Genomic DNA, 13,052 nt, shown 5'->3' on the forward strand with positions numbered 1-13,052 from the left:
GATGTTTATTAACGGTGAACAACATAACTCAATCGATGCAAGTGATCGCGGTTTAGGCTATGGGGACGGTTTGTTTTCCACCATAAAAGTCGAATATGGCAAGGTTGTTGATTGGCAACTTCATCTACAACGTTTACAGCTAGGCGCCTCGCGTTTATTTTTTCCTGCTATCGATTGGTTGCAACTTCAAAGTGAGGTGCTTAGCTGTGCAACTACGGTGAAAGCAGAAGCAAATTATGTGTTAAAAATCATATTAACTCGCGGTAGTGGTGGTCGGGGCTATAGTGCTGAAGGTTGTGAGCAACCGATGCGCATCATTAGCTTATCACCATTCCCAGTGCATTATTTTGAATGGCAAACACAGGGAATTGACATTGTGCAATGCCAAAGTCAATTGGGGCGAAATAAACAATTAGCTGGGTTAAAATCATTAGCGAGATTAGAACAAGTCTTTATCAAACAAGAACTAAGCTCATTAAATGCAGTAGAAGGCTTAGTATGTGATGAGTTTGGGCATGTTATTGAGGCCTGCAGTGCGAATCTTTTTATTCACCTAAATGGGCAGTGGTTGACGCCTAAATTAGATTATTGTGGCGTAGCTGGAGTGATGCGTCAGCGTATTATGCAACATATCGATATTGATGTGACTGAAGCTGAATTGACCGTCGAACAAGTTAAACAAGCCTCCTGTATGCTATTAACTAATGCGTTGATGGGGATCGTACCCGTTAAGCAATACCAAGATATAACATATTCTCAACAACAGTTGCAGCAAGTAACTGACTTACAAATTAAGCTTAAGCAAGGAAGTGGTTACTAATGGTCAAAAAAATTATCTTAGCCTTACTATTTATCGGTATTTGTCTGAGCATCGCTTTTTTATGGGCACAGCAACAGGTAGATAAATATTTACATGTGCCAAGAGTACAACAAACACAGTTGTTTACCTTATCCGAAGGGCGTTATTTTGCACACCTTGCACCGCAGCTAATTGAACAAGATTTATTGGATACTGATCGATGGTGGAAAGTTGTTTCTAAATTGAAACCTGAGTTAACTAAAATAAAATCAGGCACCTATGAGTTACCTAAAGGTGCATCATTAGCAGATATCTTAACCATTTTAACCACAGGACGTGAGTTTCAATTTAAATTGACATTTGTTGAAGGTAGTACCTATAAAGACTGGTTAGTGATATTGCAAAATGCACAACATATTCAACCATTACAAGAGTCTGAGCAAACTTTGTTAGCTAAACTAGGCAGTAAAGCAACAAAGTTAGAGGGGTTATTATTCCCTGAAACTTATCATTACACTGCTAATATGAGTGCTTTTAGTATTGTTAAAAAAGCCTATTTGCATCAACAAATGGTATTAGATAAATTATGGCCTGAAAGAGACAAAAATTTACCTTATAAAACACCTTATGAAGCGCTGATCATGGCCTCTATTATTGAGAAAGAGAGTGGGCTTGCAAATGATAGAGATAAAATAGCATCAGTGTTTGTTAACCGTTTACGTATTGGCATGCGGTTACAAACCGATCCGACGGTTATTTATGGCATGGGAGAGCGCTACGACGGGCGTATTCGTAAGAAGGATTTGCAGGAGAAAACAGCTTACAATACGTATACTATTAATGGTTTACCACCGACACCAATCGCGATGCCGAGTGAGGAAGCAATGTATGCGGCTCTACATCCAGCGAAAACACGCTACTTATATTTTGTCAGTAAAGGGGATGGGACCTCTTATTTTTCTAAAAATTTGAGAGAGCATAATAATGCCGTTAATAAATATATCCGAGGAAGGTAACATGTCAGTATTAGAAAAATTAGCGGGTAAATTTATTGTTATTGAAGGGTTAGAAGGGGCAGGAAAAACGACTGCCATTCAGTATATTAAAAACTGGCTAATATCAAAAGGGCTTGCTGAACGACAACTTGCCTTTACTCGAGAACCTGGTGGTACTGTATTAGCTGAAAAAATGCGTGATATAGTTAAAATGGACGTGACAGACGAACAATTAGCTGACAAAGCGGAGTTACTGATCATGTACGCAGCACGAGTACAATTGGTTGAGCATAAAATCAAACCAGCTTTAGCGGCGGGCCATGTGGTGATTGGTGACCGACATAATTGGTCTTCACTTGCTTATCAAGGTGGTGGTCGTGGCATAGATCTAAACCTAATCAATGAAATTAAGCAGGTTTCCTTAGGTGACTTTAAAGCGGACTTCACCCTATTTTTAGATATTGAACCTGAGTTGGGACTTGCAAGAGCACGTGGCCGGGGAGAGTTAGATCGCATTGAGCGTTTAGCCATTGATTTTTTTAATCGTTCTCGTGCTGTTTTTCAGCAGCTGGTTAGCGAAGAAAAAAATGCGGTCTGTATTGATGCAAGTCAAACATTTTCGCAGGTTGAAATTGATATTAATCGACAGCTTGACGCATGGTTAGCGAGTTTATAAAAATGCCCGAAAGTAATATTTTTGAAAATGTGAGTACCCCTTGGTTAACCCCTTTCTATACGCATTTACAGGATGCATATCATCAAGGGCGTTTTGCGCACGGTCTATTGTTTACTGGCAGTAGTGGTATTGGTAAATATAAATTAGCGCGACAATTAGCCCAGTATTTATTGTGCAGTAATAAACAACATAACGATGCCTGTTTTGAATGTCACTCCTGTCAGCTGTTTAGTGCTAATAATCATCTTGATTTTAATCTATTGGAAGCTGAAAAAAATAAATCAATTGGCATTGATCAAATTCGTTTATTAACAGATAAATTGAATGAACGCCCGCAACTTGGTAATAATAAAGTTGTGTTGATTAAAGGTGCAGACCAATTAACCGAGGCTGCTGCTAATGCATTGTTGAAAACCCTTGAAGAGCCTCAAGGTGATAGTTATTTAATTTTATTAACTCGAACACATCATCAATTGATGCCGACCTTACTAAGCCGTCTGCAACAAACACATCTACACAGTCCCGACGATCAAACCTTAATTGATTGGTTATATCAATTTGGTTTTCAAGTCAGTGACGTTGGTGTATTACGTTGGTTTCAAAATAGTCCTTTAGCCTTGCTCAACCATTTAAAAGCGTTACAAGAAGATGCGTCGCTTGATACTCGTCGGCAATGCATCGAAGGGTTGTTCTCTCTTTTATATGAGCCTATTAATTTATTTTCCTTTGCACAATTATTAGTGAAGGACGTTGAACAAAATCTATTATTATTATTTCATTTATTACATGACCTGCATAAATTAAAATTGAATGGTAACCAGCTTGATCCTGATGCTATTTATTACTTCGCTTTACCGCAATTGAAAATCTGGCAAACACAGTTGTCGTTAAAAAGTTTACGTCTATTAAGCGACGAAATACTAAAAACTCGCAGCCTATTAATGGGGCATTCGGCGCTTAAAAAAGAATTATTGGTTAATGCGTTATTAATAAAAATTAAAAATGAATTTAAGGAAATTACAGTATGTTAGTAGACTCTCATTGTCATCTCGACCGATTAAAATATGGGGAAAAACATACCGATATTACTGAGGTCATTGAAAAAGCCCAAGCAAAGGGCATTACTCATTTATTGAGTGTTTGCGTGACGTTACAGGATTACCCTGCAATGGCTGCAATGATTGCACCTTTTAAACAAGTCTCTAGCACCTGTGGCGTACATCCGTTATATGAAAAAGCGGTGATGGATGAAGCCTTATTACTAGAATATGCAAGTGCAGAAAAGGTGGTTGCAGTAGGAGAAACAGGTTTAGACTTTTTCTATTCTCCAGAAACAAAAGAATGGCAAATCGATGCATTTCGTAAACAAATTAGAGTGGCTAAACAACTCAATAAACCTTTAATTATTCATACTCGAGGTGCTCGCCAAGAAACCTTAGATATTCTTCGTGAAGAAGGCGCTGAGCAAGTCGGTGGGGTTTTACATTGTTTTACTGAATCAATTGAAATGGCAGAAGCAGCGATGGAAATGGGTTTTTATATTTCTGTCTCGGGCATTGTAACCTTTAAGAATGCAAAAGAATTACAAGCAGTAATTAAAGCGGTGCCTTTGGAACGCTTATTGGTAGAAACGGATTCCCCTTATTTAGCACCAGTCCCTCATCGAGGGGAAGAAAATGAACCTGCTTATACCTACGATGTTGCACAATTTGTTGCTGAATTAAAAGGGGTGACATTTGAAGAGCTTGCCAAGGTCACCACTGAAAACTACTTTACGCTATTTAAAGGTGCGCAAAGGTAACCTATAGTCATTAAACCTAGCTCAATTGGGAATGCTCAGTTTGGCAATGAAATTCGTTTTATATATAAGGACCTCTCATGCAATCAATATTATTAAATGGAAAAATAATTACCCCGTCGAAAGTAGTTTGTATTGGCCGTAATTATGTAGAGCATATTGCTGAACTGAACAATGAAGTCCCTACTGAGCCGGTTATTTTTGTCAAACCTAACTCTGCTATCGCTGCTGAAATCAAAACACATGCCGTTGACGCGATTCATTATGAAGCTGAAATTTCTTTTGTTGTTGAGAATAATCAGTTTATAGGTGTTGGCATTGGATTGGATCTAACTAAGCGTGAAGTGCAAAGTGTCTTAAAGGCTAAAGCATTACCTTGGGAACGTGCAAAAGCATTTGATGGGTCTGCTGTTTTTTCAGATTTTATTACGCTCGATTATGATACTAATATTGAATCGATACGCTTAGTTTTATTGATTAATGAGCAGGTCACTCAGCAAGCGACGTTTGATTTGATGATCTATAAACCAATGCAAATTGTTGATGCAGTAAAGGCATTTATGTCCTTTGAAGATAACGATATTTTAATGACAGGCACACCTAAAGGTGTCGGGAAAGTGAATCAAGGTGATTGCTTTACTGGACAATTATTTGCAGAGGATAAGTTGTTGTTAAGCAAAACGTGGACGGTATTATAAGTCCTTATTTCATCTGTTTTAGTTCAATGCTGGAGTGAAGACTTTAATATCGTTAATTAATTCTTCATTTCCAGCGTTTTATAGTCTGCAAAACGCCCTCAGCACTAGCCATATCAATTTGAACTGCGTAAAATTACATCCATATTTTTTATCACTTGTCTAAAGTAGAGTAATCAAATGCAGCATCTAGATGAAATCGTTGCTAATGCGCAACAACAGATCGAAAACGCCGCTGATACCAATGAATTAGAAGAAATTCGTTTACAGTATCTTGGCAAAAAAGGCTTAATGACTGAACAAATGAAAGGCTTAGGCAAATTACCGCCTGCTGAAAAACCAGCCGCTGGACAAATGATCAATCAAGCGAAACAAGCAATTCAAGCTGTTTTAGTTGAACGTAAAAAAGGCATGGAAGAAGCTATTCTAAATGAAAAATTAGCGTCTGAAACTATCGATGTCACTTTACCTGGTCGCGGTTCAAAGCAAGGTAATATTCACCCTGTAACACGTACAACAGAGCGTATCGTTGAGTTTTTTAGTGAATTAGGTTTTGAAGTTAAAGACGGACCTGAAGTTGAAGATGGTTACCATAACTTTGATGCGTTAAACATTCCGCCTCATCATCCAGCACGTGCTGATCACGATACTTTCTACTTTAATCCTGACTTAGTATTACGTACACAAACCTCAGGTGTACAGATTCGTACCATGGAAAAGCAAGAGCCTCCGGTACGTATTATCTCTCCTGGACGTGTTTATCGTAACGACTACGATCAAACACACACACCAATGTTCCATCAGGTTGAAGGCTTGATGATTGCTGAAAACGTAAGTTTTGCGCAGCTTAAAGGTATTTTGAACGATTTCTTACATAATTTCTTTGAAGAAGATTTAGAAATCCGTTTCCGTCCATCTTACTTCCCATTTACTGAACCTTCTGCTGAAGTAGATGTAAAAGGTAAAAATGGTTGGTTAGAAGTGTTAGGTTGCGGCATGGTACATCCAACTGTATTAAAATCGATGGGAGTTGATCCTGAAAAATATTCAGGCTTTGCCTTTGGTATGGGTATCGAGCGTTTAACAATGCTGCGTTACGGCGTAAATGATTTACGTTCATTCTTTGAAAACGATCTTCGTTTCCTCAAGCAATTCAAATAAGGGTTAATAATAATGAAATTTAGTGAAGCTTGGTTACGCGAGTGGGTTAACCCAGAAATTACACGTGATGAATTAACACATCAAGTGACAATGGCCGGCCTTGAAGTTGACGATGTTGATCCTGTTGCTGGTGAGTTTAGTAAAGTACTTGTTGGTGAAGTCGTTGAATGTGGACCACATCCTGATGCAGATAAATTACAAGTCACTAAAATCAATATCGGTGAAGATGAATTAATCGATATCGTTTGTGGTGCTAAAAACTGTCGTTTAGGTTTAAAAGTGGCTGTTGCCGTTGTTGGTGCAGTATTACCGGGCGATTTTAAAATTAAAAAAGCAAAATTACGTGGCCAGCCATCATTTGGTATGTTGTGTAGTGAATCAGAGTTAGGTATGGCTGACAGTGCTGAAGGTATTATTGAATTACCTTTAGACGCACCTATCGGACAATGTGTTCGTGAATATTTACAACTTGATGATGTGATCATTGATGTTGACTTAACAGCCAACCGTGCTGATTGTTTAGGTATCGCCGGTCTTGCTCGTGAAGTGGCCGTATTAAATGGCATCGAAGCAACACCGGTAACTTGGAATAATGTTGATGTAACGATTGATGACCAAGTCGCTATTAATCTACAAGCGCCTGAAGCATGTCCTCGCTATCTTGGTCGTGTCATTAAAGGCATTAATCAAAATGCAACAACACCACTTTGGATGGTTGAAAAACTACGTCGTTGTGGTGTGCGGAGTGTCGATGCCGTGGTTGATATTACTCAATACGTATTACTTGAGTTTGGTCATCCAATGCATGCATTTGATTTAACTAAACTAGAAGGTGGTATTGAAGTTCGCCTTGCTGAACAAAATGAAAAACTAACGCTTTTAGACGGTAAAGAAGTTAAATTAAACGCTGATACATTAGTGATTGCCGACCAATCTAAAGCACTTGCAATGGCGGGTATCTTTGGTGGTCAAGATTCTGGTGTTCAAGAAGGCTCAACAGATATTTTCTTAGAAAGTGCATTCTTTGCTCCTTTAGCGATTGCGGGTCGTGCACGTAGTTACGGTTTACATACTGACGCTTCACATCGTTATGAACGTGGTGTGGATCCTGTATTACAAGCAACTGCAATGGAACGTGCTACACAGCTGTTAGTTGAAATCTGTGGTGGTCAAGTTGGCCCAATTACAGAAGCTGTAAGTGAAGCCCATTTACCTAAGCAAGCTAAAATTGAACTACGTCGTAATAAATTAGATCGTTTAATCGGTATTTCAATTGATTCAGATCGCGTTCAGAAAATATTAACGCAATTAGGTTGTGTTGTATCTGAAACGGCAGAAGGGTGGTCAGCTGTTGCACCTACTTATCGTTTTGATATGGAAATTGAAGAAGATTTAATCGAAGAAGTTGCTCGTGTATTTGGTTATAATAATATTCCAAACATTGCTCCTCAAGCAGCGTTAACAATGCCTGCGCATAATGAATCTCGTTTAAAATTATCTAAAATTCGCGATGTGCTAGTAAATCGTGAATATCAAGAAGCGATCACCTACAGTTTTGTTGACCCAGATAAGCAACTTAAACTACATCCTGAAGCGGATGCTCTGATTTTGCCACATCCTATCTCTAAAGATATGTCGGCAATGCGTGTTAGTTTATGGACTGGTTTGTTAGAGAGCGTGTCTAAAAACCAAAAGCGCCAACAAAATCGTGTGCGTTTATTTGAAACGGGTTTGCGTTTTATTAAAGATGAACAAGCTGAAAATGGTATTCGCCAACAAGCAATGCTTTCAGGTGTGATAATCGGTAATGTCAATGACGAGCACTGGGCGATTGAAACTCGTGCTGCTGATTTCTTTGATCTTAAAGCAGATTTGGAAGCCGTATTGGATTTAGCTGTTGATGATGCAAGTTTTGAATTTAAAGCAGAGAAACACAGTGCTTTACATCCTGGTCAATCTGCAACTATTTACCGTAATGGCATTAAAGTCGGATATATTGGTACTTTGCACCCAAGTTTGAAAAAAACTTTTGCTTTAAACGGCCAAGCAATTGTATTTGAAATAGAAGTTGATGCTATTTTAACCCGTCAATTACCTCAAGCTGGCGACATTTCTAAGTTCCCTGCAAACAACCGAGATCTCGCTTTTGTAGTCGATGATCAAGTAAATGCAGGTAAGGTCCTCAAATTTATAGAAAAAATTGGCGGATCTCAGCTAGTTAGCATAAACTTGTTTGACGTATACAAAGGATTGGGTGTTGAAGACGGTAAGAAAAGCTTAGCAATAGGCTTAATATTACAAGACGCGACACGTACTTTGGAAGAACAGGAGATTGCTGATAGTGTTAATTCAATAGTTGAAGCGGTTTCTACGGAATTTCATGCATCGTTGAGAGATTAATTTATGGCACTGACAAAAGCTGAGATAGCGGCACATTTATCGGAAGAAATCGGATTAAGCAAACGAGAAGCTAAAGAGTTTGTGGAATCTTTTTTCGAAGAAATTAAATCAACTCTTGAAGCAGGTTCACCAGTTAAAATATCTGGCTTTGGTGGATTTGAGCTAAAAGATAAAGGAGAACGGCCAGGTCGTAATCCTAAAACTGGTGAGGATATACCTATAGAGGCCCGACGAGTTGTTACTTTTAAAGCGGGTCAGAAATTGAAAGAGTTAGTAGAAACGAGTCTTTCAGATAAGCCTAAAAAATAATTTATTCCCTTTTAAAGAAAGTCGCTTTGCGGCTTTTTTTTTGCCTCAAATTCGGTTGGAATATGAACTGAACCACAAACTTTTTCTGATATAACATTACAATCAATAATGACATTTTTGATACTTTATTGCCGCTTATCAAAAGTCAGGTTGTGAACAGTCAGATTGCATTGGGGCGTTAGTAAATAAGGCATTAATAAATAGAGCTCAGCTTTATGCTGTTGGGATTATGTTTTTGATTGAGGTTTAAAGTAGTGAGTAAATATAAAAAAATAGTAGTGTTAACAGGAGCGGGTATTTCTGCAGAATCAGGTATTGAAACGTTTCGTGCAAAAGATGGTTTGTGGGAAAAATATAAACTTGAAGACGTCGCGACTTTGGATGGTTATCAACGTGATCCTGAATTAGTATTAGATTTTTATAATAAACGACGTCAGAGTTTTTGTTTAGGAGAAAATAAACCTAATGCTGCACATTATGCGTTAGCAGAATTGGAACAAAAATTTGATGGGGACTTTTTACTTGTTACTCAAAATATAGATGATTTGCATGAACAGGCTGGATCAAAGAGCGTTATTCATATGCATGGCGAATTATTAAAAGTACGCTGTGCTAAAACTAATCAAGTCATTCCTTGGGCAGTGGATTTAACCAGCGATGATTTTTGTACCTGTTGTCAATACCCGTTACCTTTAAGGCCACATATTGTTTGGTTTGGTGAAATGCCTATAGGCTTAGATATTATTTATCATCACCTTGCACAAGCTGATTTATTTATAGCCATTGGCACTTCCGGCACTGTTTATCCTGCAGCGGGGTTTGTTGAAGAAGCTAAAAGTGCAGGAGCCGATTCTATTGAGGTTAATCTAGAGCGCAATGAGCACAGTCATTTCGATACCATACTAGAAGGTAAGGCGACGCAATTAGTCCCTGAATTAGTTAAAAACCTACTAGCATAAGATAAATAACAGGTTTTATAGTGACCAAAAGCTAAATAACCTGAATGTTTGAAATTTTGAAGGGTAGATAAGGGCGAGTCAACATTCTTAACTCGTTAATAAGCAATCAAAGATTAATGTTTATATTGCTCGATCCGGTTTTTTTAAGTGCAAATTCAAAAGCAATTAACCACGAAGACACGAAGGGTGGAGAAGGATCAATCAAACGATGATTCCCTTACCCTGTAACAAGCGATTAAAATTTACTTTTTAGCTTGATCCTCATTTTTAATCTTTTCTTCGTGTTCTCTGTGCAGCGGAGCGGCTTCGTGGTTAATTGTTTTAAAATCAAAAGCTGATTAACCACGAAGAGTGCAGACGGATGAATCAAACCATAACCCTTTAACTCGTTTACAAGTGATTAAAATTTACTTTTTAGCTTGATCCTCATTTTTAACCTTTCCTTCGTGTTCTCTGTGCAGCGGAACGGCTTTGTGGTTAATTACTTTAAAATAAAAAGCGAGTTAACCACGAAGGCTCGAACTGAAATCAAAAAACTGAAACAAAAAAACTTAAAAAATGATAATAAAATAGCTTAGTTTTTCCTTAGTAAGCTCTGTGTCGTGTTTTGATTTTGTCGTTAATTACTTTTTAAAATCAAAACTGACTAAGCACCAAGCATAGTAAAGAAGGCGTGTTTAAAAACTTACTAAGTAATCAATTCTAATTAATCTTGTTTAGTCTTGAATGTACTTGAAAAGCTAACAGAACTCCCTACAATGATCCGCTGTTAAGCAGCTGTTATTCAATTTAGGGAAGTTAGTGTGTTATGAATTCAAAATATTTTGTATTAGGTGGTGATATTAAAAAATCGCTGACCGAAGGGTATCGATTTGATCTGAAAAAATTGTTGCTAGATGCCCTTAAAATTACGCGTAAACATTTCTTTCCTTTGCTGACTGCTTGTTTATTTATCATGTTGGTTTCATTTGCTTTACTCAGCGTATTTCTTGATCAAACAACATCACTTGATGATCCTAAAACCATGATCCTTTTCTTTATTTTTGCCTTAATTGTCGTGCCTCCTTTGATGACCGGTATGCTGATGATGGGAGTACACCATTCAGTTGGATTAAAAACGAAATCTTTCCACTTGTTTAATTATTTTAATATCATCTTTAAACTATCATTAGCGGCGATGATCATCAATTTAATGACCAACGGGGCCAGTATGTTCCTAGGGCAAGTCTTTGGTAGTGTTGGTTTTGTGTTATCCGTTATTGTACTGCTGTATTTAAAAATGTCTTTCTGCTTGGTTTACCCTTTGATCGCCGAGAAAAAAGTATCGCCTGTGATCGCCTTAAAACTCTCATTTAAATTGGTTCATAAAAATATTGCTCAGTTTACTCAACTTTTAATTATATTTTGTGTTCTTTTTATGATTGGTATTTTGACATCAGGCATTGGCTTATTATTCGTTATTCCATTTGCTATCAACGTGATGGGAATTGTTTATCGTCAAGTATGCGGTGTTAGCATATCGGTAACAGAAGCAACGGAAGGTCCAAAAGACAACGACAATAATGACGATGATAACCATCACTCAGGACCTAAAAACGGCGGCTTTGAAGCTTAACTCCCAATACAGAGAAGGAAGGTATAATGCGACGTTTAGTGCTCGCCATTTTATTATCTAGCTTGACTTCATTGAGTCAAGCTTCAACTATTAAGCTTAATTATTCAGTGTTTTTTAGCTACATGAAAACCATGTATAAGCTTGACTATCCCTATGTCACTACCGCCTTTTATCTAATCGATAGAGAGGATAAAACGCTATGTACGATTACTAATGCAGAGATGGTGGTTGAGAATATTCGAGAGCCTATTTTGTTTGAATCAGCAGGTCGTTTGTTGCCTTTTTACTCTGATAAACATCGCAAAGACGGTGGCATGTTAGAAGTTGATATCGATGATAATAAAACATTATCTAGTTGTGACTTACAAGTAACAGTGATGGCAAAAGAGAGTGAATTATTTAATTTAAACGAACAAAAACTCGCTGCTATTAATGAACAATTAGAAGGGGTGATAAAGAAAAATGCAGGCATGATAGGAAAGCATTTTTTACCAACGTTTGCTGGTTTACGCCTGCAGTTTTTAGACCCAATTTCCGCATCCATGAATACTTCACTAAGTAGCAATATTGAAAGTAGCGATGTTAAATTTGCAGCTAATGGTGATCTATTACTTAACAAAGATGATTTTGCAAAAATTAAAGAAATAAATGAACTTAAACTTTCAGTGGTGCGTATAACCCCATGGATGTTAAACGACTGACTTTGTTAGCTTATCGGCATTGACGGGTTAATTGTGGCAGCCCAATTTAATTACTCTACTTATTGATCTAGATATAGTTTAATTAACTAATGGTCATGTTTGAAATGATGATTTTGAAGCGGGTAATTAATTACAAGTTAATACCGCTAAAACACGCTGCAAAACCACATTGCAAAACCAAGTACAATAAAAAATAAAATAGTAGCACTTAGGAGTGACTCTTGAAATTTACAGGTAAAAAAGCAATTCTTTTTGATTTAGATGGTACGTTAATTGACAGCGCACCGGATCTCGCATTAGCTATCAATCATATGTTAACAAGTATTGGTCGTGAACCTATCTCTGCAACTATTATTCGTTCTTGGGTAGGCAATGGAGCAAGTGTGCTAGTGCAAAGAGGTCTTTCTGGACAAGCACAGATAGCCGATGATCTTGACCCTGATTTATTAGCAAAAGCTTTAGCTATTTTTCTTGAGTTTTATGCTCAAAACTTATGTATAGATACGGTTACTTACCCACATGTACGTTCAACATTAAAAATATTAAAAGCGAAGGACTATCAGCTTGCTATTGTAACCAACAAACCTTTTGATTTTATACAACCTATCCTTGATGGTTTAGAATTAAATGGTTTATTTGAGCTTTTAATTGGTGGCGATACACTAGAAAAGCGTAAACCTGATCCACTGCCTTTGCATTACAGTTGCGAAAAATTAGGTGTTACTGTTGATCAGTGTGTGATGATTGGTGATTCTAAAAATGATATTTTAGCAGCCAATGCAGCCAACATGCAGAGTATTGGTTTAAGTTATGGTTATAACTATGGCGAAGATATCAACGAACACAATCCAGATATCAGTTTTGATGATTTTGCGGACATCATTGCTACTTTTTCAGATGTTAATCAATATGAATTAACAGAGTAAATAGAGCTTCAGTTAATT

13 protein-coding genes are annotated in these 13,052 nt (G+C 37.4%); all 13 read left to right on the forward strand.

The genetic code is table 11. The features are described 5' to 3' along the window. Position 1: 1 nt before the first annotated feature. The 13 genes from pabC (at position 2) to H592_RS0118095 (ending at position 13,034) form a co-directional block, all read left to right on the forward strand. Positions 2-820, forward strand: a complete 819-nt coding sequence (gene pabC / locus H592_RS0118035) for an aminodeoxychorismate lyase (protein ID WP_028870008.1) — start codon at positions 2-4, stop codon at positions 818-820. Next, complete coding sequence (gene mltG, locus H592_RS0118040) at positions 820-1,815, forward strand: endolytic transglycosylase MltG (RefSeq protein WP_028870009.1); 996 nt, start codon at positions 820-822, stop codon at positions 1,813-1,815. Before pabC ends, mltG begins: the two co-directional genes overlap by 1 nt. Before the next feature lies 1 nt (position 1,816). Continuing rightward, the gene (gene tmk / locus H592_RS0118045; RefSeq protein WP_028870010.1) at positions 1,817-2,470 is read left to right on the forward strand and encodes a dTMP kinase; all 654 of its coding nucleotides are present in this window, start codon (positions 1,817-1,819) and stop codon (positions 2,468-2,470) included. Positions 2,471-2,472: 2 nt separating this feature from the next. Further along, positions 2,473-3,501, forward strand: a complete 1,029-nt coding sequence (holB, locus tag H592_RS0118050) for a DNA polymerase III subunit delta' (RefSeq protein WP_028870011.1) — start codon at positions 2,473-2,475, stop codon at positions 3,499-3,501. Then, positions 3,495-4,271 carry a TatD family hydrolase gene (locus H592_RS0118055; protein WP_028870012.1) on the forward strand — a complete coding sequence of 259 codons (777 nt, stop codon included), beginning with the start codon at positions 3,495-3,497 and terminating at the stop codon, positions 4,269-4,271. Before holB ends, H592_RS0118055 begins: the two co-directional genes overlap by 7 nt. A 77-nt stretch (positions 4,272-4,348) precedes the next feature. Beyond that, positions 4,349-4,966, forward strand: a complete 618-nt coding sequence (locus H592_RS0118060; RefSeq protein WP_028870013.1) for a fumarylacetoacetate hydrolase family protein — start codon at positions 4,349-4,351, stop codon at positions 4,964-4,966. 177 nt (positions 4,967-5,143) lie between these two features. Next, entirely contained in the window at positions 5,144-6,124 is a 981-nt protein-coding gene (gene pheS, locus H592_RS0118065) for a phenylalanine--tRNA ligase subunit alpha (RefSeq protein ID WP_028870014.1), read from the forward strand. A gap of 12 nt (positions 6,125-6,136) precedes the next feature. Next, on the forward strand, positions 6,137-8,524 hold the full coding sequence (gene pheT / locus H592_RS0118070) for a phenylalanine--tRNA ligase subunit beta (RefSeq protein WP_028870015.1): 2,388 nt from the start codon (positions 6,137-6,139) through the stop codon (positions 8,522-8,524). A 3-nt stretch (positions 8,525-8,527) separates the two neighbouring features. Continuing rightward, positions 8,528-8,833: an integration host factor subunit alpha gene (locus H592_RS0118075; RefSeq protein ID WP_028870016.1), complete on the forward strand. Its 306-nt coding sequence runs from the start codon at positions 8,528-8,530 to the stop codon at positions 8,831-8,833. 254 nt (positions 8,834-9,087) lie between these two features. After that, positions 9,088-9,792: a Sir2 family NAD+-dependent deacetylase gene (cobB, locus tag H592_RS0118080; protein ID WP_037072137.1), complete on the forward strand. Its 705-nt coding sequence runs from the start codon at positions 9,088-9,090 to the stop codon at positions 9,790-9,792. 808 nt (positions 9,793-10,600) lie between these two features. Further along, positions 10,601-11,407 carry a DUF2189 domain-containing protein gene (locus tag H592_RS0118085; RefSeq protein ID WP_028870018.1) on the forward strand — a complete coding sequence of 269 codons (807 nt, stop codon included), beginning with the start codon at positions 10,601-10,603 and terminating at the stop codon, positions 11,405-11,407. A gap of 26 nt (positions 11,408-11,433) precedes the next feature. Then, entirely contained in the window at positions 11,434-12,108 is a 675-nt protein-coding gene (locus H592_RS0118090) for a DUF2987 domain-containing protein (protein WP_028870019.1), read from the forward strand. 221 nt (positions 12,109-12,329) lie between these two features. Then, the gene (locus tag H592_RS0118095; RefSeq protein WP_028870020.1) at positions 12,330-13,034 is read left to right on the forward strand and encodes a phosphoglycolate phosphatase; all 705 of its coding nucleotides are present in this window, start codon (positions 12,330-12,332) and stop codon (positions 13,032-13,034) included. Positions 13,035-13,052 lie beyond the last annotated feature (18 nt).

Source organism: Psychromonas arctica DSM 14288 (assembly GCF_000482725.1).
Lineage (GTDB): Bacteria > Pseudomonadota > Gammaproteobacteria > Enterobacterales > Psychromonadaceae > Psychromonas > Psychromonas arctica.